This window comes from Streptomyces sp. NPDC090032, assembly GCF_044748025.1.
Classification (GTDB): Bacteria; Actinomycetota; Actinomycetes; order Streptomycetales; family Streptomycetaceae; genus Streptomyces.
In genome coordinates, this window is sequence record NZ_JBIVFF010000018.1 from 134916 (window position 1) to 159287 (window position 24372).

20 protein-coding genes are annotated in these 24372 nt (G+C 70.9%); 10 read left to right on the forward strand and 10 right to left on the reverse strand.

The window, feature by feature from the left end; genetic code table 11:
* Positions 1-26: 26 nt before the first annotated feature.
* The 4 genes from ACIPWY_RS35465 to ACIPWY_RS35480 are packed head-to-tail and all read right to left on the reverse strand — an operon-like array spanning position 27 to position 4522.
* Positions 27-734: an ATP/GTP-binding protein gene (locus ACIPWY_RS35465; protein ID WP_362908261.1), complete on the reverse strand. Its 708-nt coding sequence runs from the start codon at positions 732-734 to the stop codon at positions 27-29.
* Positions 715-1140: a DUF742 domain-containing protein gene (locus ACIPWY_RS35470; RefSeq protein ID WP_362908262.1), complete on the reverse strand. Its 426-nt coding sequence runs from the start codon at positions 1138-1140 to the stop codon at positions 715-717. The genes ACIPWY_RS35465 and ACIPWY_RS35470 overlap by 20 nt, the downstream gene beginning before the upstream one ends.
* Positions 1137-1640 carry a roadblock/LC7 domain-containing protein gene (locus tag ACIPWY_RS35475; protein ID WP_362908263.1) on the reverse strand — a complete coding sequence of 168 codons (504 nt, stop codon included), beginning with the start codon at positions 1638-1640 and terminating at the stop codon, positions 1137-1139. Before ACIPWY_RS35475 ends, ACIPWY_RS35470 begins: the two co-directional genes overlap by 4 nt.
* Positions 1637-4522: a nitrate- and nitrite sensing domain-containing protein gene (locus ACIPWY_RS35480; RefSeq protein ID WP_401536539.1), complete on the reverse strand. Its 2886-nt coding sequence runs from the start codon at positions 4520-4522 to the stop codon at positions 1637-1639. Before ACIPWY_RS35480 ends, ACIPWY_RS35475 begins: the two co-directional genes overlap by 4 nt.
* Positions 4523-4866: 344 nt before the next feature.
* On the opposite strand from ACIPWY_RS35480, the gene ACIPWY_RS35485 reads away from it, so the two are divergent.
* The gene (locus ACIPWY_RS35485; protein ID WP_393704875.1) at positions 4867-5655 is read left to right on the forward strand and encodes a protein phosphatase 2C domain-containing protein; all 789 of its coding nucleotides are present in this window, start codon (positions 4867-4869) and stop codon (positions 5653-5655) included.
* Positions 5656-5693: 38 nt separating this feature from the next.
* Here the strand turns inward: ACIPWY_RS35485 and ACIPWY_RS35490 are convergent, their stop codons facing one another.
* Positions 5694-6197, reverse strand: a complete 504-nt coding sequence (locus ACIPWY_RS35490) for a MarR family transcriptional regulator (protein ID WP_362908266.1) — start codon at positions 6195-6197, stop codon at positions 5694-5696.
* Between the two features lie 228 nt (positions 6198-6425).
* Here ACIPWY_RS35490 and ACIPWY_RS35495 point away from each other — a divergent pair, with 228 nt between their 5' ends.
* The gene (locus ACIPWY_RS35495; RefSeq protein WP_401536542.1) at positions 6426-7259 is read left to right on the forward strand and encodes a lysozyme; all 834 of its coding nucleotides are present in this window, start codon (positions 6426-6428) and stop codon (positions 7257-7259) included.
* Positions 7260-7327: 68 nt separating this feature from the next.
* Here ACIPWY_RS35495 and lon read toward each other — a convergent pair whose 3' ends face one another.
* Positions 7328-9742 carry an endopeptidase La gene (lon, locus tag ACIPWY_RS35500; protein ID WP_362908268.1) on the reverse strand — a complete coding sequence of 805 codons (2415 nt, stop codon included), beginning with the start codon at positions 9740-9742 and terminating at the stop codon, positions 7328-7330.
* A gap of 168 nt (positions 9743-9910) precedes the next feature.
* Positions 9911-10765 carry a rhomboid-like protein gene (locus ACIPWY_RS35505; RefSeq protein WP_393704872.1) on the reverse strand — a complete coding sequence of 285 codons (855 nt, stop codon included), beginning with the start codon at positions 10763-10765 and terminating at the stop codon, positions 9911-9913.
* Positions 10766-10944: 179 nt separating this feature from the next.
* On the opposite strand from ACIPWY_RS35505, the gene ACIPWY_RS35510 reads away from it, so the two are divergent.
* The 5 genes from ACIPWY_RS35510 (at position 10945) to ACIPWY_RS35530 (ending at position 18006) form a co-directional block, all read left to right on the forward strand.
* Positions 10945-11649 (forward strand): spermidine synthase, encoded by a 705-nt coding sequence (locus tag ACIPWY_RS35510; protein WP_390016471.1) that lies wholly within the window; start codon positions 10945-10947, stop codon positions 11647-11649.
* Positions 11650-11742: 93 nt separating this feature from the next.
* Complete coding sequence (locus ACIPWY_RS35515; protein ID WP_116510033.1) at positions 11743-12480, forward strand: response regulator transcription factor; 738 nt, start codon at positions 11743-11745, stop codon at positions 12478-12480.
* Positions 12477-13667 carry a HAMP domain-containing sensor histidine kinase gene (locus ACIPWY_RS35520; protein WP_362908271.1) on the forward strand — a complete coding sequence of 397 codons (1191 nt, stop codon included), beginning with the start codon at positions 12477-12479 and terminating at the stop codon, positions 13665-13667. The genes ACIPWY_RS35515 and ACIPWY_RS35520 overlap by 4 nt, the downstream gene beginning before the upstream one ends.
* 261 nt (positions 13668-13928) lie before the next feature.
* The gene (locus ACIPWY_RS35525) at positions 13929-17738 is read left to right on the forward strand and encodes a multifunctional oxoglutarate decarboxylase/oxoglutarate dehydrogenase thiamine pyrophosphate-binding subunit/dihydrolipoyllysine-residue succinyltransferase subunit (RefSeq protein WP_362908272.1); all 3810 of its coding nucleotides are present in this window, start codon (positions 13929-13931) and stop codon (positions 17736-17738) included.
* Positions 17739-17823: 85 nt separating this feature from the next.
* Positions 17824-18006 carry a DUF6104 family protein gene (locus ACIPWY_RS35530; protein WP_018571400.1) on the forward strand — a complete coding sequence of 61 codons (183 nt, stop codon included), beginning with the start codon at positions 17824-17826 and terminating at the stop codon, positions 18004-18006.
* Positions 18007-18034: 28 nt separating this feature from the next.
* On the opposite strand, the gene ACIPWY_RS35535 is transcribed toward ACIPWY_RS35530, so the two are convergent.
* On the reverse strand, positions 18035-18883 hold the full coding sequence (locus ACIPWY_RS35535; protein WP_393704869.1) for a hypothetical protein: 849 nt from the start codon (positions 18881-18883) through the stop codon (positions 18035-18037).
* A gap of 199 nt (positions 18884-19082) precedes the next feature.
* On the opposite strand from ACIPWY_RS35535, the gene ACIPWY_RS35540 reads away from it, so the two are divergent.
* Positions 19083-19979: a DUF4097 domain-containing protein gene (locus ACIPWY_RS35540; RefSeq protein ID WP_393704867.1), complete on the forward strand. Its 897-nt coding sequence runs from the start codon at positions 19083-19085 to the stop codon at positions 19977-19979.
* A gap of 1 nt (position 19980) precedes the next feature.
* Positions 19981-21021, forward strand: a complete 1041-nt coding sequence (locus ACIPWY_RS35545) for a helix-turn-helix transcriptional regulator (RefSeq protein WP_393704865.1) — start codon at positions 19981-19983, stop codon at positions 21019-21021.
* Between the two features lie 123 nt (positions 21022-21144).
* Here ACIPWY_RS35545 and ACIPWY_RS35550 read toward each other — a convergent pair whose 3' ends face one another.
* The gene (locus tag ACIPWY_RS35550; RefSeq protein ID WP_362908276.1) at positions 21145-22107 is read right to left on the reverse strand and encodes a zinc-binding dehydrogenase; all 963 of its coding nucleotides are present in this window, start codon (positions 22105-22107) and stop codon (positions 21145-21147) included.
* A 123-nt stretch (positions 22108-22230) separates the two neighbouring features.
* A complete protein-coding gene (locus ACIPWY_RS35555; RefSeq protein WP_100595911.1) occupies positions 22231-23475 on the reverse strand; it encodes an NADP-dependent malic enzyme in 1245 nt (414 codons plus the stop codon).
* Between the two features lie 583 nt (positions 23476-24058).
* Between ACIPWY_RS35555 and ACIPWY_RS35560 the strand changes: the two genes are divergently transcribed.
* Positions 24059-24372: transporter substrate-binding domain-containing protein (locus tag ACIPWY_RS35560; RefSeq protein ID WP_362908277.1), on the forward strand; the 314-nt coding region annotated here is incomplete at its 3' end.

Genomic DNA, 24372 nt, shown 5'->3' on the forward strand with positions numbered 1-24372 from the left:
CCTCTTCTACTGCTGAGGGGTGGTGGCTATTCGGGGGTGGCGTCGAGCGCGTGGCCGACGAGGGCCAGGAGGGTCTCGACGACCGAGATGCGCTGCCGCGCGTCCATGATGAGGACAGGGATGTGCGGCGGCACCGTCAGAGCCTCGCGCACGTCGGCGGCGGCGAACTCGTCGGAGCCGTCGAAGTGGTTGACGGCGACGACGTACGGGAGCCCGCAGCTCTCGAAGTAGTCGAGGGCCGGGAAGCAGTCGGACAGCCGCCGGGTGTCGGCCAGCACGACCGCGCCGATCGCGCCGCGCACCAGGTCGTCCCACATGAACCAGAAGCGCTGCTGCCCCGGCGTCCCGAAGAGGTAGAGCACCAGGTCGTCGTCGAGGGTGATCCGCCCGAAGTCCATGGCGACCGTGGTCGTGGTCTTGTCGGGGGTGGCGGTGAGGTCGTCGGTCTCCTCGCTCGCCTGGGTCATCAGCGCCTCCGTCTGGAGGGGCTGGATCTCCGAGACGGCGGTGACGAGCGTGGTCTTGCCGACGCCGAAGCCGCCGGCCACCACGATCTTCGTGGCGATCGGGGCGCGGGTGCGGTCCGTCTGCCAGGCCTGGAGCTCCTCCTGGGGCTCGAAGGCGAAGGCATCACGGCCGGCGTCATGGCCGGCAGCGCGGCCGGACGACGGCTGGGCAGGTACGAAGGCGGGCGTGACGCCCTCGGTGACGCCTTCAGAGACGACGGAGTCCACTCAGCACCCTTTCAAGCAGTGCGCGGTCCGGCTGGCCCGGTCCGTGGCCGGTTCCGTAAACGCGGATCTTTCCCTGGTCTGCGAGGTCGCTGAGCAGTACGCGGACCACGCCGAGGGGCATCTTCAGGAGCGCGGCGATCTCGGCGACCGTACGCATGCGGCGGCACAGCTCCACGATCGCGCGCATCTCCGGCATGATCCGCGTGGAGAGCGTGCCCTGGCCTATCTCGAGGCGTTCCTCGGGCGCTTCGAGCGCGGCGACGAACGTCTCGACGAGCAGCACATGGCCGAAGCGGGTGCGGCCGCCGGTGAGCGAGTAGGGGCGCACCCGGGCCGGCTTGCGGTCGCCGCCCCGGGTGGGAAGTTTCGGGCCGCCGGTACTGAGGTTGGTGACGCTGCTGCTCACTGGGCGTTCTCCATCGACTGGCGCAGTTCACTGCGGAGTTCGGGCGTGAGGACGTGCCCGGCACGGCCGACGAAGAGCGCCATGTGGTAGGCGACGACGCTCATGTCGCAGTCCGGGGTGGCGTGCACGCCGAGCAGTGAGCCGTCGCTGATGGCCATGACGAAGAGGCTGCCTTCCTCCATCGCGACCATGGTCTGCTTGACGCTGCCGCCGTCCATCAGCTTGGCGGCGCCGATGGTGAGGCTGCCGACGCCGGACACGATCGTGGCCAGGTCGGCGCTGGAGCCCTTGGGGCCGCCGCTGTGGTCGGCGGGGCGCTCGTTGTTCCTGCCGGGGTCGGAGGAGAGCAGGAGGAGCCCGTCGGAGGAGACGACCGCGACCGAGAGGAGCCCTGGCACCTCCTCCACCAGATTGGTCAGCAGCCAGTGCAGGTTGCGGGCTTCGGTGCTGAGTCCGAATCCAGAGGTGGACGCACTCGGCGTGCGACTGGGCGCAGTCAACTTCTTGCCTCCTCGACTGTGTCCCCCTTGGGTTCTGCGGTCGGTTCCGTCCCGCCGATCTCGGCCTCGACGTCCCGCCGGCCCTTGTTGGCCCCCTGGTGGAACCCGCCGAGCCTGCGGCGCAGGGCGTCCGCGTCGACGGATCCGGAGCGGGGGGCCGCCGTGGGCGCGGGGGCCGAGATCTTGGGTGTCCTCTTGGGCAGGCCCTTGTCCGTGACGCGCTCCCCCTGGGGGGTGCGGGCCGCGGGGACCACGGGCTCGCCCGCCGCCTCGGGGGCGGGAGGCGTGTCGGTCTTGGGGCGGGTGGGCAGGCCGGGGACGACGCCGCTGGTCGGTGCGGTGCCCGTCTCGTCGGCGACCCGCTCGTGCGCGGGCTCGTCGTCGAGGTGCAGGGTCCGTGGCTCGGGCTCGGGGGCCGCCGCCCGTACGGGTTCCGGGGCGGCGGTGGGTACGGGTTCCGGGTCGACGGCCGGGATCGGCGCGGTCAGCGTCATGGTCGTCTCGGCGGGCGACTCGGGCGGGACCGTGGGCTCCGGTGCGGTCTCCGCCTCGGGTGCCTCGGGCACTTCGTCCGCGTCTGTCTCCGCTTCCCGTACGGCGTGCTCCGCCGCGGCGATCAGCGGGTCGTGGCCGTCCTTGGAACGGCCGCCCAGGACATTGGAGTTGGCCTCGGCCTCGGATCCGGGCAGGCGCACGGCGGGCGCGGCGCCCGCCACCGGGACCCGCGGCGGCACGGCGGCCGCGGGGGCCGCCGCGAGCAGCGCCCTGGGCAGCACGACGACGACGGCGATCCCGCCCTGCTTCTGCTCGCGCAGCTGCACGCGCACGCCGTGGCGCGCGGCGAGGCGGGCCACGACGTACAGGCCGAGGCCGAGGCCGTCACCGTCCTCGGGGTCGAACATCTCGTCGTCGGCGAAGGCGGCGAGGCGGGCGTTGAGTTCCTTCATCCGCTCGTCGGTCATGCCGATGCCCTCGTCCTGGACGGAGAGCATGACCTCGCCGCTCTCCAGGAGCCAGCCGGACACCTCGACGGAGGCGTCGGGCGGGGAGAACGACGTGGCGTTCTCCAGGACTTCGGCGACGAGGTGGCTGAGGTCGTCGGCGGCGAAGCCGGCGAGGTGCGCGTGCGGCGGGAGCGCGGAGATGCGGACCCGCTCGTAACGCTCGATCTCGCTGACCGCGGCGCGCACGACATCGACCAGCGGGACGGCGCCGGGGTTCCCGTGTCCGTGATCGGCACCGGCGAGGACGAGGAGGTTCTCGCTGTGCCGCCGCATGACCGTGGCGAAGTGGTCGAGCTTGAAGAGGGTCGCGAGACGCTCGGGGTCCTGCTCGCGCTCCTCCAGGTTCTCGATGACGCCGAGCTGGCGCTCCACGAGGCCGAGGGTGCGCAGTGCGAGGTTCACGAACGTGCCGTGGATGCTGTGCCGGACCCGGTCCAGGTGGGCCGCGGCCGCGGCGAGTTCGGCGCGCAGCTTCTCCCGCTCGTCGGCCATGGTCGAGCGCTGGCCGATCAGGTGCTTGCGGTCGGCCTCCAGCGTGGTGAGGCGCTCGTGGAGGCCGGACGCGTGCGCGTGCAGGGTGTTGACGGACCGTACGACCTGGGCGAACTCGTCGTTGCGGCCGGTGAACTTGACCGGCTCCTCACTCGCCGGGTCCCCGGCGAGCCGGGCCGAGCCGAGGCGGAGCACCGCGAGCGGCCTGGTCAGCGTACGGGCCATGGCCATCGAGACACCGACGGCGACGAGCAGGCACAGGCCGGCCAGCGCGATGCGGACCTCCAGCGCGGTGACGTCGTCGTCGCGCAGCAGGGCGAGGTCCTTGGTGCGCCGGTCGTAGAGGGACGACTCGGCGCCGCGCATCAGGTCGATACGGGCGGACAGCGCGGCGTCGACACTCTTGGGGCTGCTCGCGAGGTCGTCGGCGGAGAGCGTGGGCTCGTCCGTGAGGGCGGCGAGGTACTTGTCGGCCTTGGTGACGTCGGGGCCGGTGACCGTCGCGCCGTAGGAGGCGACGGACGCGGCCGGGGCGGCGTCCTCGAAGTCGGCGAGCGCGGCCTGTTCGCGTACGTGGGCCTGCTGGGCGGCGGCGCTCAGGGCGTCGCGCTGCTTGCCGTCGGCGGAGTCCTGGGAGACGACGGTCTTCGGCAGTCCGGTGATCTGGTCGATGACCGTGGACGTCTGCTCGGAGCGGGGCACGGCGAGCGCGGCGAGCAGGAGTCCGCGGGCTGCGGAGGCCTGCTCGACGGCCCGGTCGAGGTCGGCGAAGGCGTGTGCTCCGGAGCCCGCGCGGGGCGGGGTGCTCTCGGCGAGCTGCTCGGCGGTGCGGTGCAGCTCGTCGATCGCGCCGGAGTACGCCTTGTGCGCTTCGAGGGCGCTGCCCTTGCCGGTGAGCGCGGCCCGGCGGACGGCCGCGATGCCGGCGAGGTCGCGGCGCAGGGGGGCCGGTGCGTCGGTGCGGAGCTCTTCGAGCTGCCGGTCGACGCGGGCGCTGCGGCTCTCGGAGAGCCCGTGTCCCTTGGGCCGCCCGGCGGCGATGAAGGCGGTGACCTCGTCGCGCTCGTCGGCCAGGGAGTGGGAGAGCGTGACGGTCTGCTGGGTCCGCGCCGCGAGGTCGACCAGGTCCTGGGTGTCGCTCACCTGCCCGGACGCCGTCATGAGGGCGGGTGCCGCGGCACCGGCGATCGCCGCGGCGACGACCGCCACGGCGACGATGAGCCGGTTGCGCACGCGCGCGCTCCGTCGTCCCCCGGGGTCGCCCGGGGTGCCCGCCGGGGCCTGCGCGGCGGCTCCTCCGGGGCCCGTCGTGCGCCCCTCGTCCGCTTCGGAGGCCGCTTGCTTGCCCTTGCGTCGAGGCCGCATCTTCCGCACCGGTGCTCGCATTCCTGACTCGTCTACCCATGGGCCCGGGTGACGATCTGTCAACGCGCGCGCCCCCTGGTATGGCTCCAGACCATTCCAGTGCCGGTGAGCAGCGGTCGCGCATCACCTAGCCAGCCACCCGAAGGAGTGAACATCGAGCGGGAGTTGGGGAGCAAGTCCCGGTGGCATGGGCACAGAGCCCGGACGGAGTGCCGGTTGGACGTCTCTCACAGGCTTTGGCAAGATGCCCCGCCACTCCCCGGCGGAGTTGATCATTCCGGTCGAAACCAGGCGCCTGACCTGCCGATGCGGCTCAACTCGCGACTCAACGGGCCTCTTGTGAAGGGCTCGTGCAGACTGGCCGGATGCGCATCGAACTCGCCACGGAGCCCGGAAACCCCGACCGACCCAACGAGGACTTCGCCTCGGTGGCCGTTCCCGCCTCCGGACAGGGCGGATCGCTGGTGGTCCTGGACGGGGTCACACCACCCCTGGGCGAGACCGGCTGTCTGCATTCGGTCCCCTGGTTCACGTCCCGGCTCGGCGGCGCATTGGGTGAACTGTCCGTTTCGCGGCGGGATATGACGTTGACCGCCGTCCTCGACGAGGCAATCCGCCGCACCGCCGACACCCATCGCGACACCTGTGACCTTTCTCACCCCCGTACTCCTCAGGCAACCGTGGTCCTGACGCGCTGGGACGCGGAGCGGGTCGAGTATCTGGTGCTGTCCGACTCGGTGTTGCTGGTCGAGGACGCGTCCGGTTCGGTCACGGCGCTGGTGGACGACCGGCTCGACCGCATACCGCGCTCCTCCCTCGTCTCGGACGAGGTGGCCGACGCGACCGCACGCAACAAGGAGGGCGGCTTCTTCACGGCCGCGGCGGATCCGTCGGTCGCCGCTCGCGCGGTCACGGGCGAACTCCCCCGCGCGCAGGCGCACACGCTCGTCGCGCTGACCGACGGGATCACGCGCTGGGTCGAGAAGTTCCGCGAGGGCGACTGGGCGGACCTGCTCGCACTCGTCCGCAAGGAGGGCGCGGAGGCCGTGGTCTCACGCGTACGGGCCCTGGAGAACGCGGACGAGCGGGACCGGGTCTTCCTGCGCCGCAGCAAGACCCATGACGACGCGACGGCGGTGTACGTGGAGCTGTAGAGCGCCATAGAACACCGTAGAGCGCGACAAACGAGGCCCTAGCTCTCGGCCCCGGCGTTCAACTGGTGCAACAGCCGTGCCAGTTCCGCCACCTCGCTGCGGTCCCAGCCGGCGAGCTGGCGTACGTAGGTGGCCCGGCGGGCGTCGCGGACCTCCCGGAAGTTGGCGCGGCCCTCGTCGGTGAGATGGACGAGCCAGGCGCGGCCGTCGGCGGGGTCCGGCTCGCGGGCGACGAGGCCGAGCTCCTCCAGGGCGCGCAGCTGACGGCTCATGGTGGCCTTGCCGACGCCTACGTACGCGGCGAGTTCGGTGGCCCGCTGCCGGCCGCACTCCTCCAGGCGGGCGAGAAGTCCGTAGGCGGCGGGCTCCAGGTCCGGGTGGACGGCACGCGCCATCTCGCCGGAGGACGCGCGGGCCCGCCGGAGGAAGACCGTCAACTCCCTTTCCAGGGACAAGAATTCCTGGTCCACACCACTCTCCGTCGCATCGAATTCGGCGCCCGGCCGCCCACCGTTCCCGTCCTCGTGCACGTCAGCGCCCATGCCAGGGTTTCCCGTTCCTGAAAGTTTCTGCCATTCACGGCCATTGCCGCAGCTCCGTCAGTATTTCGCAGGAGTAGACCAACGGCAGCACCCAGGCCCCCTTCCCTCTCCGCGGTCTACGTGCGTAGCTTCTTTAGTGACATGTCCACACCAGTGACATGGCCGGCACATCCGACAGATCCCCCCACCGAGCTCACAGAAGCTCAACGAGGCCTTCGGAGGCACGCAATGCCCGTGCACAGATCCGGAACCGTCCGCCGCCCGCGCCCAAGGCGCATCCCGGCGGCCGGAGTCATCCTCGCAGCGCTCTCGCTGCTGTTCACCCTGCCCACCGCGGCCCAGGCGGCCGACGTCCCCACCCGTGGCTCCGCCACGATGGGCATGGGCGTCGTCGAGCACGACGGTCAGGGCGGTCTGCCCACCGACAACAAGGCGGTCCAGACCGAGGGCGTGGACACCAGCAGCCACAACGGCAACGTGGCCTGGGCGACCCTCTGGAACAGCGGCGTGAAGTGGGCCTACGTCAAGGCCACGGAGGGCACGTACTACACGAACCCGTACTTCGCCCAGCAGTACAACGGCTCCTACGACGTCGGCATGATCCGCGGCGCGTACCACTTCGCGACCCCCGACACGACGACCGGCGCCGCCCAGGCCAACTACTTCGTGGACCACGGCGGCGGCTGGTCCAGGGACGGCAGGACCCTGCCGGGCGCGCTCGACATCGAGTGGAACCCGTACGGTGCGGCCTGTTACGGCAAGACCGCGGCCGCAATGGTCAGCTGGATCCGTGACTTCGTGAACCAGTACAAGGCCCGCACCGGCCGCGACGCCGTGATCTACACGGCGACGAGCTGGTGGACCGAGTGCACCGGCAACTCCAGCGCCTTCGGGGCGACCAACCCGCTCTGGATCGCCCGCTACAACACCGACCCGGGCGCGCTCCCGGCCGGCTGGGGCTTCTACACGATGTGGCAGTACACGTCGTCAGGACCGACGGTCGGCGACCACAGCAAGTTCAACGGCGCCTACGACCGGCTGCAGGCGCTGGCCAACGGCTAGCGACCAAGGGCATATGGAAGGCCCGGGCCCCGCGAGGGGTCCGGGCCTTCGTCATCCGGTCACGTCCGTCACGCCGCGACCGGAACCTCCACGGCGGCCGGCGCCAGCGCCAGTTCGAGCACCTGCCGCACGTCCGTCACCGGGTGCACGTCCAGCTTCTCCAGGACCTCGGCGGGGACGTCGTCCAGGTCCGCCTCGTTCCGCTTCGGGATGACGACCGTCGTGAGGCCGGCCCGGTGCGCGGCGAGCAGCTTCTGCTTGACGCCACCGATCGGCAGCACACGGCCGGTCAGCGACACCTCACCGGTCATCGCCACGTCCGTACGGACCTGGCGCCCGCTCAGCAGCGACGCGAGAGCGGTCGTCATGGTGACACCCGCGCTCGGACCGTCCTTCGGCACCGCGCCCGCCGGGAAGTGGATGTGCACGCCCCGGTCCTTCAGGTCGGCGACGGGCAGCTCCAGTTCGGCGCCGTGCGAGCGCAGGAAGGAGAGCGCGATCTGCGCGGACTCCTTCATCACGTCACCGAGCTGACCGGTCAGGGTCAGGCCGGCCGCGCCCGTCTCCGGGTCGGCGAGGGACGCCTCGACGTAGAGGACGTCGCCGCCCGCTCCGGTGACCGCGAGTCCGGTGGCCACACCCGGCACCGCCGTACGGCGCTCGGCCGGGTCCTGCGCCGCCTCGGGCACGTGGTGCGGACGCCCGATGAGGCTCCGCAGGTCGGTGTCCTCGACGGTGAACGGCAGCTCGCGCTCGCCCAGTTCGTGCTGGGCCGCGACCTTGCGCAGCAGGCGGGCGACGGACCGCTCCAGGTTGCGCACGCCGGCTTCCCGCGTGTACTCCCCGGCGAGCTTGCGCAGCGCGCTCTCGTCGAAGGTGACCTCGTCCTTCTCCAGACCGGCCCGCTCCAGCTGGCGCGGGAGAAGGTGGTCGCGGGCGATGACGACCTTCTCGTCCTCGGTGTAGCCGTCGAGGCGGACCAGCTCCATACGGTCGAGCAGGGCTTCCGGGATGGCTTCCAGGACGTTCGCCGTCGCGAGGAACACGACGTCGCTGAGGTCGAGTTCGACCTCCAGGTAGTGGTCGCGGAACGTGTGGTTCTGCGCCGGGTCGAGGACTTCGAGCAGGGCGGCCGCCGGGTCGCCCCGGAAGTCGGACCCCACCTTGTCGATCTCGTCCAGGAGCACGACCGGGTTCATCGACCCGGCCTCCTTGATCGCCCGCACGATGCGGCCGGGCAGGGCGCCCACGTACGTACGCCGGTGTCCGCGGATCTCCGCCTCGTCCCGTACGCCGCCGAGGGCGACGCGGACGAACTTGCGGCCCATGGCGTGCGCCACGGACTCGCCGAGCGAGGTCTTGCCGACGCCGGGCGGGCCGACGAGCGCGAGCACCGCGCCGCCCCTGCGCCCGCCGACGACGCCGAGCCCGCGCTCGGAGCGCCGCTTGCGCACGGCCAGGTACTCGGTGATGCGCTCCTTCACGTCCTCGAGGCCGGAGTGCTCGGCGTCGAGGACGCGCTGGGCGCCCTGGATGTCGTACTCGTCCTCGGTGCGCTCGTTCCACGGCAGTTCGAGGACGGTGTCGAGCCAGGTGCGGATCCATGAGCCCTCGGGGGACTGGTCGCTGGACCGCTCCAGCTTCTCGACCTCCTTGAGCGCGGCCTCACGGACCTTCTCGGGAAGGTCGGCGGCCTCGACCCGTGTGCGGTAGTCGTCGGACTCCTCGCCCTCCGACTCCCCGTTCAGCTCGCGCAGCTCCTTGCGTACGGCGTCCAGCTGGCGCCGCAGCAGGAACTCGCGCTGCTGCTTGTCGACGCCTTCCTGCACGTCCTTGGCGATGGACTCGGCCACGTCCTGCTCGGCGAGGTGCTCACGCAGCTGCTCGGTGGCCAGCTTGAGCCGGGCGACCGGGTCGGCCGTCTCCAGGAGCTCCACCTTCTGCGGGGTGCTCAGGAAGGGCGAGTAACCGGAGTTGTCGGCGAGCGCGGAGACGTCGTCGATCTGCTGGACGCGGTCCACGACCTGCCAGGCGCCGCGCTTCTTCAGCCAGTTCGTGGCGAGTGCCTTGTATTCGGTGACCAGCTCGGCCACGGAGCCGGGCAGCGGGTCAGGCACGGTCTCCTCGACCGCGAGGCCCTCCACCCACAGGGCGGCGCCGGGGCCGGTCGTGCCCGCGCCGATCCGCACGCGGCTGCGGCCACGGATCAGGGCGCCGGGGTCACCGTCGGCGAGCCGGCCCACCTGCTCGACCGTGCCGAGCACGCCGGTGTTCGCGTACGTGCCGTCGATCCGGGGAACAAGAAGCACCTTCGGCTTGCTGCCGCCCACGGAACCGCTGGAACGGGCCGCCGCCTGGGCAGCCTCCACCGCGGCGCGTACGTCGTTGTCGTTGAGGTCGAGAGGCACCACCATTCCGGGCAGCACGACCTCGTCGTCGAGCGGCAGCACGGGCAGGGTGAGCGGTGTGGACGTCGAAGCCATGATCTCCCCTTAAGCAGTCAAGTTGAGCTATGCAGACTCAATGCACGTGAGCCCACGAATGTTCCCCCGCCGCTGTTCGCTCTCGGCGATCAGCGGATGGGCAGGGGAGAACCGCAGCTCAGAGGGGATGTATGACGTGTACGGCCCTGGGCCGTCCGGGGGACTGCGTCAGGCCGCGGAGGGTCCCGGCGGCGCGCGACGCCACCGGCGCACCAGCGGCCAGGTCCCGACGCCGATGGCCAGGGCCATGAAGTGCCCCCAGCTCGTCATCGGGTCGGTGAACGCGATGAGGTCCTCGACCAGCATTCCGCCGAAGACGGCGAGCACGGTCCAGCGCGGCCAGGGCGTCAGGAGACCGGCGAGCGCGCCGATGCTCGCGGCCACGCCGAAGCTGATGCCGTAGTCGAGGCGGTGCAGCGAGCTCTCGGGCAGATGCCCGGCCATCACGGACAGCCCGACGGGCACCTCGGTCGCGAGCGTCGCCACGATGTGGCCGAGGACGAAGACACCCGCGGTCCGCCGGCCGCCGATCCGGCGCTCCAGCGCCGTGAGGACGACGAGGAAGCAGATCGCGAACGGGGACGTGATCCCGCCGGCGATCCACAGCGCACTGGCGACCAGCACGAACACGGGCGTGTGCGCGAGGTGCGCCACGTCGGTACTGGAGCCCCGCAGCGCGGACGCGACGACACCGGGGTCGGCGAACAGCGCGAAGAGGGACGTGCCGACGAGCACGGCGGCGTAGGTGAAGGTGAACGGCGTCCCCGTGGGCGTGGGCAGCAGCCGCCAGGGGCGCATCCGCCGAAGCGGGGAGACGGCCTCGGGGCGCTCGCCGGTCTCGGGCGAAGTGCGCTCGCCGGCCGCCGCCTGAGCCGGGATCGCGTCGAGCAACTGCGGCGAACGGCCGGGGAGCGCAGGCTTGGATTCCGGCCGGAGCCGGTGAGACTCGCGCTCGCCCACAGCTCGCGAAACCTCGGGCGGAGTCCCCGAAGAAACACTCGCCTCGTCAGCCTCGACCGTCACGCCACGCTCCACCTGCGGCACCCTTTCCCTTCGGCCGGCCCCAACCCTCCGCCCCTCGCACCCGCACTGTCCATGACCGGCGCCACGTGCGGCACGTGCACAGGACCTGCGCAGGAGTGTCCCCAACTCCGTTTCCAGGGACGGCCAGGCGTCCCGCCGGTTACGGCAGGATGGACGCCATGTCCACCTCGTACCCCATCCCGTACGACACCGACCACACCGCCGCTCCCGTCGTCCTCGACCGGCGGGAAGGGCCCTTCGGAGAGGTCGTACTGCGGCGCCACGGCGCGCTGCTCCAGATCATCGCCAACGGATGCTTCCTGATGGACACGTCCGACGGCCGCTCCGAGCGCCTCCTGGTCGACGCGGCGCTCGACGCTCTCGACGACCGCCCGGCGCCAGGAATTCTCATCGGCGGACTCGGCGTCGGATTCTCCCTCACGCACGCGGCTGCGAATTCCCGCTGGGGCCGCATCGCCGTCGTGGAGCGCGAGCCCGCGATCGTCGACTGGCATCGCGAGGGCCCGCTGTCCGAGCTGTCACGGTCCGCTCTCGCCGATCCGCGCACGGAGATTGTGGAGGCGGACCTCGTCTCGTACGTCCAGGAATCGACCGAGAAGTACGACGCACTGTGCCTCGATATCGACAACGGACCCGACTGGACCGTGACGGAGGGTAACGACAACCTCTACTCACCGGTAGGTCTCGCGGCCTGCCTGGCCCGGCTCACCCCGGGTGGCGTGCTCGCCGTGTGGTCCGCGCAGCCCTCCGCAAATTTCGAAGGAACCTTGCGGAATGCCGGATTCCAGTCGGTCCGCACCGAAGAGATCCCGGTTGTCCGGGGCGTTCCGGACGTCGTACATCTCGGGGTCAGGCCTGCGTAGCCGACTCGCGGTAACTCCCCGTACGCTGACTGCCGAAACCCAGATCATTCAAGCGTCAAGCGCACACGGATGTGCGCATTCAGGGGCGGGGCGATGGAGCAGACACACACCTCCCACAACGGCAGCACGGCGACGCCGGGTGCCCAGCGACGGGTCCTGGTGGTCGAGGACGACCCCACGATCGTCGATGCCATCGCCGCTCGGCTGCGTGCCGAGGGATTCCTCGTGCAAACGGCACAGGACGGTCCGGCGGCGGTCGACACGGCCGAGGCATGGCAGCCGGACCTGCTGATCCTCGACATCATGCTGCCCGGCTTCGACGGGCTCGAGGTCTGCCGCCGCGTGCAGGCGCAGCGGCCGGTGCCGGTGATGATGCTCACGGCGCGCGACGACGAGACGGACATGCTCGTCGGGCTCGGCGTGGGTGCCGACGACTACATGACGAAGCCCTTCTCGATGCGGGAGCTCGCGGCGCGTGTGCACGTCCTGCTGCGCAGGGTCGAGCGCGCGGCGCTCGCGGCGGCCACGCCCAGGAGCGGCATCCTGCGGCTCGGCGAGCTGGAGATCGACCACGCACAGCGCCGCGTGCGGGTGCGCTCCGAGGACGTGCACCTGACACCCACGGAGTTCGACCTCCTGGTCTGCCTGGCCAACACGCCCCGCGCCGTCCTCTCCCGCGAGCAGCTGCTCGCCGAGGTGTGGGACTGGGCGGACGCCTCGGGCACCCGGACCGTCGACAGCCACATCAAGGCGCTGCGCCGGAAGATCGGCGCCGAGCGGATCCGCACCGTCCACGGTGTGGGCTACGCGCTGGAGACACCGACGCCATGACCGGCAGCGGCGACGCATCCGACGTACGCGACACGGACGGGTACGAGCCGGTGGCGCCGGGCCTCGCGCCCGGTGCTCCACCGGCCGTCCGGCCCCTCGCGGGCCACTGGGTGCAGGGCGGTCTGCGGCCGTTCTCCATCAAGACCAAGCTCGGCACGCTGGTCGTCGTCTCGGTGTTCATCACGACCGGACTGCTGATGGTCGCCGTCCGCACCCAGACCGAGCTCCGCTTCATCACGGTCTTCTCGGTCATCGCGACCCTCCTCATCACCCAGTTCGTGGCGCACTCGCTGACCGCGCCGCTCGACGAGATGAACACGGTCGCCCGCTCCATCTCGCACGGCGACTACACGCGCCGGGTCCGCGGCGCGGACCGGCGCGACGAGCTCGGCGACCTGGCCGCGACGATCAACCGCATGGCGGACGACCTGGAGGCCCAGGACCAGCAGCGCAAGGAGCTCGTGGCGAACGTCTCGCACGAGCTGCGCACCCCGATCGCGGGCCTGCGCGCCGTCCTGGAGAACGTCGTGGACGGGGTCTCGGCCGCCGACCCCGAGACCATGCGCACCGCCCTGAAACAGACCGAGCGTCTTGGCCGGCTGGTCGAGACGCTGCTCGACCTCTCGCGCCTCGACAACGGCGTGGTCCCGCTCAAGGCCCGCCGCTTCGAGGTGTGGCCCTATCTGTCGGGCGTCCTGAAGGAGGCCAACATGGTCGCCTCGCAGCGCGCCGGCATCGCCTCGGGCTCCGGCACCCACACGCGTACGGACGTGCATCTGCACCTCGACGTGTCCCCGCCCGAGCTGACCGCGCACGCGGACCCCGAGCGGATCCACCAGGTCGTGGCCAACCTCATCGACAACGCCGTGAAACACAGCCCTCCGCACGGCCGGGTGACCGTGCTCGCGCGGCGGGGCCTGTATCCGGAGTCGCTCGATCTGGAGGTCCTCGACGAGGGCCCCGGAATCCCCCGGTCCGAGTGGCACCGCGTCTTCGAGCGCTTCAACCGGGGCGGCCATGTGAAGGGCGCCGCGCACGGCCCCGGCAGCGACGGCGGCACCGGACTCGGCCTCGCCATCGCCCGGTGGGCCGTGGACCTGCACGGCGGCAGGATCGGCGTGGCCGAATCGGCGCGCGGCTGCCGGATCCAGGTCACTCTTCCAGGCCTGCCGCGGGCCCAAAGTTGACGTAGGGTTCGAACCGGAAGCACAAGATCGCCGTGCCATTCGTCACAGGGTGCGGGCCGATGGGCCGCACTCGTACAACGACGTACCCAAGGTGAACCGGAACCCCGCTTGTTTCCCGCCATTTCCAGCGCCGAAACACGGCTTCCGGTGTGACTTACGCGACGGATGACCGGCCCGGTCTGCAAGTCCCGGTGTTGGAGGCGTAGCCTTTATTCCCGCTGTCCATCACCTTGTGAGAAGCGGAAGAGGGCGGTTACCGCCGTGTCGCCACAGTCCCCCAGTAACTCGAGCACCTCGACCGACCAAGAGGGGCAGGGCAAGAGCCCTGCTGCCGCTTTCGGTCCCAATGAGTGGCTCGTCGACGAGATCTATCAGCAGTACCTCCAGGACCCGAATTCGGTAGACCGAGCCTGGTGGGACTTCTTCGCCGACTACAAGCCGGGTGCCCCGGCCCAGCCGACGACCGGAGCCCCCGCACAGGGTTCCGGTCCCGCCGGCACCGCCGGTACCGCAGCCGCGGGGGCTGCGGGCACTGCCGCGGCGCCCGCCGCTCCGGCGGCCCCGGTCGCACCGCCGGCTCCGGCCGCGGCCGCTCCGGCGGCCCCGGTTGCCAAGCCCGCCGCCGCGGCGCCCGCGAAGCCGGCCGCCGCCGCAGTGAAGGCCCCGGCTCCCGCCGAGGCGCAGCCCGCGACCGAGGCCGCTGCCGGCCCCGAGTTCGTGACGCTGCGCGGCCCGAGCGCCGCCGTCGCGAAGAACATGAACGCTTCGATCGAGGTCCCCACGGCGACGTCCGTGCGCGCGGTCCCGGTGAAGCTGCTGTTCGACAACCGCATCGTCATCAACAACCACCTGAAGCGCGCCCGGGGCGGGAAGATCTCCTTCACCCACCTCATCGGCTACGCGATGGTGCAGGCCATCAAGGCCATGCCGTCGATGAACTACTCCTTCGCCCAGAAGGACGGCAAGCCGACGCTGGTCAAGCCGGAGCACGTGAACTTCGGCCTCGCCATCGACCTGGTGAAGCCCAACGGCGACCGCCAGCTGGTCGTCGCGGGCATCAAGAAGGCCGAGACGCTGAACTTCTTCGAGTTCTGGCAGGCCTACGAGGACATCGTCCGCCGTGCCCGCGACGGCAAGCTCGGCATGGACGACTTCACCGGTGTCACGGTCTCCCTGACCAACCCCGGCGGCCTCGGCACCGTCCACTCCGTGCCGCGCCTGATGCCCGGACAGTCGGTCATCATGGGCGTCGGCTCGATGGACTACCCGGCGGAGTTCCAGGGCACGTCCCAGGACACCCTGAACAAGCTCGGCATCTCGAAGGTCATGACGCTCACGTCGACCTACGACCACCGGGTCATCCAGGGCGCCGCCTCCGGCGAGTTCCTGCGCGTCGTCGCGAACCTCCTCCTCGGTGAGGGCGAGTTCTACGACGAGATCTTCAAGGCGCTGCGCATCCCCTACGAGCCGGTCCGCTGGTTCAAGGACATCGACGCCTCGCACGACGACGACGTCACGAAGGCCGCCCGCGTCTTCGAGCTGATCCACTCCTTCCGGGTCCGCGGCCACGTCATGGCCGACACCGACCCGCTGGAGTACCGCCAGCGCAAGCACCCCGACCTGGACATCGCCGAGCACGGCCTCACCCTGTGGGACCTGGAGCGCGAGTTCGCGGTCGGCGGCTTCGCCGGCAAGTCGATGATGAAGCTGCGCGACATCCTCGGCGTCCTGCGCGACTCGTACTGCCGCACCACCGGCATCGAGTACATGCACATCCAGGACCCGAAGCAGCGCAAGTGGCTGCAGGACCGCGTCGAGCGCCCACACACCAAGCCGGAGCGCGAGGAGCAGCTGCGCATCCTGCGCCGGCTGAACGCCGCGGAGGCGTTCGAGACGTTCCTGCAGACGAAGTACGTCGGCCAGAAGCGCTTCTCCCTGGAGGGCGGCGAGTCCGTCATCCCGCTGCTCGACGCGGTCCTCGACTCCGCCGCCGAGTCGCGCCTGGACGAGGTCGTCATCGGCATGGCCCACCGCGGCCGCCTGAACGTCCTGGCGAACATCGTCGGCAAGTCGTACGCGCAGATCTTCCGCGAGTTCGAGGGCAACCTCGACCCGAAGTCGATGCACGGCTCGGGCGACGTGAAGTACCACCTGGGCGCCCAGGGCACCTTCACCGGCCTGGACGGCGAGCAGATCAAGGTCTCGCTGGCCGCGAACCCGTCCCACCTGGAGACGGTCGACCCGGTCATCGAGGGCATCGTCCGCGCCAAGCAGGACATCATCAACAAGGGCGGCACGGACTTCACGGTCCTGCCGGTCGCCCTGCACGGTGACGCGGCCTTCGCGGGCCAGGGTGTGGTCGCCGAGACGCTCAACATGTCGCAGCTGCGCGGCTACCGCACGGGCGGCACGGTCCACATCGTCATCAACAACCAGGTCGGCTTCACCGCCGCCCCGGAGTCCTCGCGCTCCTCCATGTACGCCACGGACGTGGCCCGCATGATCGAGGCGCCGATCTTCCACGTGAACGGCGACGACCCCGAGGCCGTCGTCCGCGTTGCCCGACTGGCCTTCGAGTTCCGCCAGGCGTTCAACAAGGACGTCGTCATCGACCTGATCTGCTACCGCCGCCGCGGTCACAACGAGTCGGACAACCCGGCGTTCACGCAGCCGCTGATGTACGACCTGATCGACAAGAAGCGCTCGGTGCGCAAGCTGTACACCGAGTCCCTCATCGGCCGTGGCGACATCACGCTCGAAGAGGCCGAGCAGGCGCTGCAGGACTTCCAGGGTCAGCTGGAGAAGGTGTTCGCCGAGGTCCGCGAGGCCACCTCGCTCCCGGCCCCGGTCCCGGCCCTCGACCCGCAGGCCGAGTTCCCGGTCGCCGTCAGCACCGCGATCTCCCAGGAGACCGTGAAGCGGATCGCCGAGTCGCAGGTCAACATCCCCGACCGCGTCACCGTCCACCCGCGTCTGCTGCCGCAGCTGCAGCGCCGCGCGGCGATGATCGAGGACGGCACGATCGACTGGGGCATGGGCGAGACGCTCGCCATCGGCTCCCTGCTCCTGGAGGGCACCCCGGTGCGCCTCTCGGGCCAGGACTCGCGCCGCGGCACGTTCGGCCAGCGCCACGCGGTCCTGATCGACCGTGAGACGGGCGAGGACTTCACCCCGCTGCTGTACCTCTCGGACGACCAGGCGCGTTACAACGTCTACGACTCCCTGCTCTCCGAGTACGCGGTCATGGGCTTCGAGTACGGCTACTCGCTGGCCCGTCCCGAGTCGCTCGTGATGTGGGAGGCGCAGTTCGGCGACTTCGTCAACGGCGCGCAGACGGTGGTGGACGAGTACATCTCGGCCGCCGAGCAGAAGTGGGGCCAGACCTCCGGCGTCACGCTGCTCCTGCCGCACGGCTACGAGGGCCAGGGCCCGGACCACTCGTCCGCCCGCCCGGAGCGCTTCCTCCAGCTGTGCGCGCAGAACAACATGACGGTCGCCATGCCGACGCTCCCGTCGAACTACTTCCACCTCCTGCGGTGGCAGGTGCACAACCCGCACCACAAGCCGCTGGTGGTCTTCACGCCGAAGTCGATGCTGCGCCTCAAGGCCGCCGCGTCGAAGGCGGAGGAGTTCACGACGGGCGGCTTCCGCCCCGTCATCGGCGACAGCTCGGTGGACCCGGCCGCGGTCCGCAAGGTCGTCTTCTGCGCGGGCAAGGTCTACTACGACCTCGAAGCCGAGCGTCAGAAGCGCGGCGTGACGGACACGGCGATCATCCGCATCGAGCGCCTGTACCCGCTGCCGGGTGCCGAGCTCCAGGCGGAGATCTCCAAGTACCCGAACGCGGAGAAGTACCTGTGGGCGCAGGAGGAGCCGGCGAACCAAGGCGCGTGGCCCTTCATCGCCCTCAACCTGATCGACCACCTGGACCTGGCGGTCGGCGCCGATGTCCCGCACGGTGAGCGTCTGCGCCGCATCTCGCGGCCGCACAGCTCGTCCCCGGCGGTCGGCTCGGCGAAGCGTCACCAGGCGGAGCAGGAGCAGCTGGTGCGCGAGGTCTTCGAGGCCTGAGCAGCCTGACCTCGTACGTACGATTGTGGGGCCCGGAACGCCGTTCCGGGCCCCACGTCCGTATCACCCCAGGAGCGACTGGCCCATGTACTTCACCGACCGCGGCATCGAGGAACTGGAGAAGCGGCGCGGCGAGGAGGAGGTCACCTTCGAGTGGCTCGCCGAGCAGCTGCGCACGTTCGTCGATCTGAACCCGGACTTCGAGGTGCCGGTCGAGCGGCTGGCGACCTGGCTGGCGCGGCTCGACGACGACGAGGACGAGGAGTAAGTGGTCCCCAGTACGTGCCGGGCGGGACTCAGTCCCAGGCGCGCAGCCGGTCGTAGGCGAGGGCGAGCGCGCCGTGTACGACGAGCAGGGCGCCCGCGGCCACCCGGCCGGCGCCTCGCCGCCGCAGGCCCCACACGGTGAGCGGGATGCCCACGGCGAGCTGGGCCGCCGCCGCCGTGCGCGCCTTGGGGCCGCGCAGCCAGGGCCCCATGGCGCTGCGCTCGACGACGTCGAGTTCCGCACGGACCGCGTCGCGCCAGCCCGGCCACTCGATGTGTTCCGCGCCGGCCTGCACGCGCGCGACCTGGCGCAGCCGGTCGGTGGGTTCGCCGGGGGTCAGGCCGGCGGGGAGCTTCAGCCCCGCGCGCGTGAGGACCGCGAGCAGGCCGAGCAGGCGGGCGCGGGCGTCCGCCCCGCTGTCGGGCCGGGTGAGGGCCTCCAGGGACTGCATGTCGAGGACGGGGTCGAGGCCGAGGCGCGCGGCGAACGTGCGCATGGCCTCGTCCTCGCCGACGGGCGTGCCGTTCGCCAGCCATACGTAACCGACCGGGCGGCGGAATCCGGAGGCGAGGGTGTAGCCACCGTGTTCGGCGTCCCACCACAGGGCGAGCACCGGCCAGGGAACGCTGACGGCGAGGGCCGCGGCCCAGCCCGCGAGGACGCTGTCGACCGGTTCGCCGCCGCGCAGCCAGGGCGTGCCCTCGGGCACCACGACGCTCCAGCCGGGTCCCGCCTGGGCGAGAACCATGCGTTCGCGCAGCAGCTGGGCGGCGGGGCCGACGGTGGCGGGGTCCGCGCGGCAGAGCAGCAGCGCTCCCGCGGCCCTGGCCTGCGGGGCGGGGGTGCCGGCGGAGTCGGCGGTGGCGTCGGACGGCATGGATCCAACGCTAGGTCAGTTTGTGCGGTTCAGCCCGTGAACGCCCTGTTCATCGGGGCCTCGCACGAACCGTAGGGACCACGTACGACGGAACACAGTCGCGACTGTCTTGACTTTCCGTATCCGCGATATATCGTGTTTCACGAGGGTGCGATACGACGCGTTCGCTCCCGAACCGTCCCGCCGAGGAGGTCGCACCATGCGCCAGTGGTCCGTGGCAGAGCCCCACAAGCTCGCCTTCGAGGAGCCCGTGACGACGCTCCACGTACGCATCGTCAACGGAACGGTGAACGTCGTGGGCACCGACGAAGGTTCCGCCCGCCTCGAGGTCTCCGAGATCGAGGGCCCACCGCTCCAGGTGGCCCTGGAGGACGGCGTGCTGACGGTCGCGTACGACGACCTGCCCTGGAAGGGCTTCCTCAAGTGGCTCGACCCCAAGGGCTGGCGCCGCAGCGCGGTCGTGTCCCTGGCGGTCCCGGCGGGCACCGCCGTCGAGGTCGGAGTCGTCGGCGCGGGCGCGGTCGTGTCCGGGATACGGGGGCGTACGGAGGTCAAGGGCGTCACCGGTGACACGACGCTGGTCGGTGTCGCGGGCGACGTGCGCACGGACACCGTGTCCGGGAATGTCGAGGCCCAGGCGGTCACGGGCGAGCTGCGCTTCCACTCGGTCTCCGGAGACCTGACGGTCGTCGAGGGCGCCGGCCCCTCCGTGCGGGCCGAGTCGGTGAGCGGCTCGATGATCGTGGACCTCGACCCGGCCGACCGGGCGACGGACGTGAATCTGACGAGCGTCTCGGGCGAGATCGCGATCCGCCTCCCGCACCCCGCGGACGCGGAGGTCGAGGCGAACACGGCGAGCGGATCCGTGTCGAACGCCTTCGAGGATCTGCGGGTCGGCGGCCACTGGGGCGCCAAGAACATCACGGGCAGGCTCGGCACGGGCCGCGGAAAGCTCAAGGCGACGACGGTCTCCGGATCGATCGCGCTCCTGCGGAGGCCTCCGGCGGAGGACGACGCGCAGCCCCCCGCCGGGCACTCCCCCGTCGAGGACTCCCCCGCCGCCTCCGGCGGCCCGGCCGACAAGAAGGTGCTCTGACATGCCCCCCGTCTTCGCCCACGGCCGCCTGCGCCTGTATCTCCTGAAGCTGCTCGACGAGGCCCCGCGCCATGGGTACGAGGTGATCCGGCTCCTGGAGGAGCGCTTCCAGGGCCTGTACGCGCCCTCGGCCGGCACGGTGTACCCGCGCCTGGCGAAGCTGGAGGCCGAAGGGCTGGTCACGCACACCACGGAGGGCGGCAGAAAGGTCTACTCGATCACCGACGCGGGCCGCGCCGAGCTGGCCGACCGCAGCGGTGAGCTGGCCGACCTGGAGCTGGAGATCCGCGAGTCCGTGGCGGAGCTCGCCGCCGAGATCCGGGACGACGTACGGGGCGCGGCGGGCGATCTGCGCCGCGAGATGCGGGCGGCCGCCTCACAGGCCAGGAACGGGTCGGGCACGACCACGCGCAAGAGCGAGCGGCAGGGCCCGTTCGGCGACTTCCAGGACTTCGGGGACAAGGAGGCGTGGCGCGCGGCCAAGGAGGAGCTGCGCCGCGCCCGGCAGGAGTGGAAGGAGCAGGCACGGCGCGCGAAGGACGAGAGCCGCCGGGCCCGCGAGGAGGCCCAGCGGGCGCGCCGGCAGGCCAAGGAGGCGCAGGACCAGGCGCGCGAGCAGGCGCAGGAGCAGGTCCAGCGTCTGGCACAGCGGGTGCAGGACCAGGTCCAGGACCACTTCGCGAAGGGCGACTGGCCCACGGGGGTCCGCGAGGGCCTGAGTGAACTGGCCAAGGAGTTCGGCGACTTCGGCAAGCACTTCGGCAAGGAGGCGGGCGGCGCGGCCCGTTCGGACGCCGCCGGACCCGAGGTACGGGTCACCCATGGCGACTTCCCCGCGGAATATCTGCCGTCCTGGAGTCACGAGGACCCGAGCGGCGACCCGGCCCGTGATCTGGACCGCCTCCTCGACCGCTTCCGCGACGACATCCGCGACGCGGCCAGGGACCACGGGGTGACGGAGGATCAACTCCAGGAGGCCCGGCGCCGGTTGTCGGAGGCGGCGGCGCACATCGGGGCGTCCCTGCGGGCGCCCAAGGTCTGACCCGCGGCGAGGCCCATGGCGGGGAAGGTCGAGGGGCGCCGCCCCTCGACCCTCAGGGGCCCGGCGAGGTCCGCCACGGTGCGGCAGGGCCCGGCAAGGTCCGGCGAGGTCCGGCAAGCAAGGTCAGACCGTCAGCACGATCTTGCCGAACTGGCCGCCGGCCTCCATCCGCTCGAACCCTTCGCGGGCACGGTCCAGCGGGAGGGTCTCGTCGATCACGGGGCGCACACCGGTGGCCGCGCAGAACGACAGCAGGTCCTCCAGCTCGTCCTTCGAGCCCATCGTCGAGCCGACGATCTTCAGCTCCAGGAAGAAGACGCGGGTCAGCTCGGCGTGTGAGGGGCGGTCACCGCTCGTGGCCCCGGAGATGACGACCGTACCGCCGGGCTTGAGCGACTTGATGGAGTGCGACCAGGTGGCCGCGCCGACCGTCTCGATGACGGCGTCCACCCGCTCCGGCAGCCGCGCACCGGACTCCACGGCCTCCACGGCGCCGAGCTCCAGGGCGCGCTTGCGCTTGGCCTCGTCACGACTGGTCGCGAAGACCTTGAGACCGGCCGCCTTGCCGAGGACGATCGCGGCCGTGGCGACGCCGCCTCCGGCGCCCTGCACGAGCACGGAGTCACCGGGCCGCACACCGGCGTTGGTGAACAGCATGCGGTACGCCGTCAGCCACGCGGTCGGCAGGCAGGCCGCCTCCTCGAAGCTGAGCTCCTTCGGCTTGGGCAGTACGTTCCACTCGGGCACGGTCACCTGCTCGGCGAAGGTGCCCTGGTACTTCTCGGTGAGGATGGACCGGCCCTCCCGGGGCCCGACCCCGTAACCGGCCTGGCCGATGACGGAGTGCAGGACGACCTCGTTGCCGTCCTGGTCGATCCCGGCGGCGTCGCAGCCGAGGATCATCGGGAGCTTGTCCTCACCGAGTCCGACCCCGCGCAGGGACCACAGGTCGTGGTGGTTGAGGGAGGCGGCCTTGACGTTCACGGTCGTCCAGCCGGGGCGGGCCTCGGGGGCCGGGCGATCCCCCAACTCAAGGCCGTTCAGCGGCTGGTCACGGTCGATTCGGGCGGCGTAGGCAGCGAACATGACCTTGACCCTAGGTCCGCGGGATGCCGCACGGAACACCGTAGGGCTGTGACACGCGCCGCGCCCCGTGACCCACGGAGTCGATCCGTGGCGCACGGGGCGCGGTCGGGGCCTGCGGCGTGGTCAGCGTCGGGCGACGCCCTCGGCCCGCGCGGCGGCGGCGACGGCCGCGGTCACCGCGGGAGCGACCCGCTCGTCGAACGGCGAGGGGATGACGTACCCGGCGTCCAGGTCGTCACCGACCACGTCGGCGAGCGCGTCGGCCGCCGCGATCTTCATGCCCTCGGTGATCCGCGACGCCCGCACCTGGAGCGCACCGGCGAAGATGCCGGGGAAGGCGAGGACGTTGTTGATCTGGTTCGGGTAGTCGGAGCGCCCCGTCGCGACGACCGCCGCGTACTTGTGCGCCACGTCGGGGTGGACCTCGGGGTTCGGGTTGGCCATCGCGAAGACGAAGGCGCCGGGCGCCATCGAGGCGACCGCGGGCTCCGGGACCGTACCGCCGGAGACGCCGATGAAAACGTCCGCGCCGGCGAGCGCCGTCTCCAGCGAGCCGGTGATGTTGGCCTTGTTCGTGAGCTCGGCCAGCTCGCGCTTGACGTCCGTGAGGTCCTCGCGGTCCCGGCTGACGATGCCCTTGCGGTCCGCGACCGCCACGTCGCCGAGCCCCGCCTCGAGGAGGAACTTGGCGATGGCGACACCGGCCGCGCCGGCTCCCGAGATCACGGCGCGCAGCTCGCCGAGCGTGCGCCCGCTGAGCTTGGCCGCGTTCTTCAGCGCGGCCAGCGTGACCACGGCGGTGCCGTGCTGGTCGTCGTGGAAGACCGGGATGTCGAGCCGCTCCTGGAGCCTGCGCTCGATCTCGAAGCAGCGCGGCGCCGAGATGTCCTCGAGGTTCACACCGCCGAACGAGGGAGCGAGCCGGACGACGGTCTCGATGATCTCGTCGGTGTCGGTCGTGCCGAGCGCGATCGGCACCGCGTCGACGCCGCCGAACTGCTTGAACAGGATCGCTTTGCCCTCCATCACCGGGAGGGACGCCTCGGGACCGATGTCTCCGAGGCCGAGCACCGCGGTGCCGTCGGTGACGACGGCCACGACGGACGACTTCCACGTGTAGTCGTGGACGAGCTCGGGGTTCTCCGCGATCGCGGAGCACACCTTCGCGACGCCCGGCGTGTACGCCAGGGACAGGTCGTCCTTGTTGCGGACCGGCACGGTGGCCTGCACGGCCATTTTGCCGCCGCGGTGCAGCGCGAAGGCCGGATCGAAGGGCTCTTCGGTGCTTTCGTTGCCGGTATGCGCCGGGCCCGCACTGGCCTGGCCGGAACCGGCGTCGCTGCGAGGATTGACGATCTCCGCTGCCACTTGTATTACCCCTTAGGTCTTAATCATCAGTTGAGGGTGGGTCCGCTCCTGGTTGAGGAACGGGCGGGCACCGCGTATGACCCATATGTCGGGTGTCTTGCACTCGTACACGGGTCGGTACGCGACGGGCGCGCCGCACGCGCGCCCTGGGCCCCGGATGAGGGGTGTAAAGAACCTTCTTACCTGACGGACGCCACCCCGGACGAGTCCATTTGTGATCGATCACAGCGCGGTGACATGACTCATAGCCGAGGATCCGGATATTAGGGGCCGGACCTCAAGCCGGGCTCAAAGCCGGTGGAGGGTCGCTCACATGGTGAGACATGACCCATGGAGCCGCAGATCTTCCGGCCGGACGGCGGCCTCACCGCAGATGTTCGCTCACCCGTTGGCGCGATGTACCGGCCTGTCGGGGTCCGGGAGCGGTACGGGGGTAACCCGTTATCCGATTTTGACATAGCAGGGACCCTGAACGGCCGGGTCCGAATGGCAAGATGCCGTAATCACACGAGGTCGCGACACTCGAAGGTGTGTGCCCGATCTCTGCATCGGCTACTCCCTCACCCTGCCGGAGGAACCAGAAATGACCGCAAGCACCACCCGTCGTTCGACCGCTGCGAAGTCCGCGAAGTCCCGGATTGCCGTGGTCGGCGCGATCGCGGTCGCCGGCACTCTGCTGCTGTCGGGCTGCGGTGACCAGACCAAGGACAAGAGCGCGCCCGCCGACTCCACCAAGGGCGCCCCCCTCGCGGACAAGCTCCCCAAGGAGATCCGCGACAAGGGTGTCATCACGGTCGGTTCGGACATCGCGTATGCGCCCGTCGAGTTCAAGGACAAGTCCGGCCAGACGGCGGGCATCGACCCCGACCTCGCGGCCGCCATGGGCAAGCAGCTCGG

What these genes read in the sequence shown, in the direction of transcription:
- ACIPWY_RS35495 (WP_401536542.1), top strand. Translation starts at nt 6,426, where the DNA reads ATGCCCGTGCACAGATCCGGAACCGTCCGCCGCCCGCGCCCAAGGCGC.
- ACIPWY_RS35515 (WP_116510033.1), top strand. Translation starts at nt 11,743, where the DNA reads ATGGAGCAGACACACACCTCCCACAACGGCAGCACGGCGACGCCGGGT.
- ACIPWY_RS35520 (WP_362908271.1), top strand. Translation starts at nt 12,477, where the DNA reads ATGACCGGCAGCGGCGACGCATCCGACGTACGCGACACGGACGGGTAC.
- ACIPWY_RS35490 (WP_362908266.1), bottom strand. Translation starts at nt 6,197, where the DNA reads ATGGGCGCTGACGTGCACGAGGACGGGAACGGTGGGCGGCCGGGCGCC.
- lon (WP_362908268.1), bottom strand. Translation starts at nt 9,742, where the DNA reads ATGGCTTCGACGTCCACACCGCTCACCCTGCCCGTGCTGCCGCTCGAC.
- ACIPWY_RS35545 (WP_393704865.1), top strand. Translation starts at nt 19,981, where the DNA reads ATGCCCCCCGTCTTCGCCCACGGCCGCCTGCGCCTGTATCTCCTGAAG.
- ACIPWY_RS35550 (WP_362908276.1), bottom strand. Translation starts at nt 22,107, where the DNA reads ATGTTCGCTGCCTACGCCGCCCGAATCGACCGTGACCAGCCGCTGAAC.
- ACIPWY_RS35540 (WP_393704867.1), top strand. Translation starts at nt 19,083, where the DNA reads ATGCGCCAGTGGTCCGTGGCAGAGCCCCACAAGCTCGCCTTCGAGGAG.
- ACIPWY_RS35510 (WP_390016471.1), top strand. Translation starts at nt 10,945, where the DNA reads ATGTCCACCTCGTACCCCATCCCGTACGACACCGACCACACCGCCGCT.
- ACIPWY_RS35480 (WP_401536539.1), bottom strand. Translation starts at nt 4,522, where the DNA reads ATGCGAGCACCGGTGCGGAAGATGCGGCCTCGACGCAAGGGCAAGCAA.
- ACIPWY_RS35535 (WP_393704869.1), bottom strand. Translation starts at nt 18,883, where the DNA reads ATGCCGTCCGACGCCACCGCCGACTCCGCCGGCACCCCCGCCCCGCAG.
- ACIPWY_RS35485 (WP_393704875.1), top strand. Translation starts at nt 4,867, where the DNA reads ATGCGCATCGAACTCGCCACGGAGCCCGGAAACCCCGACCGACCCAAC.
- ACIPWY_RS35530 (WP_018571400.1), top strand. Translation starts at nt 17,824, where the DNA reads ATGTACTTCACCGACCGCGGCATCGAGGAACTGGAGAAGCGGCGCGGC.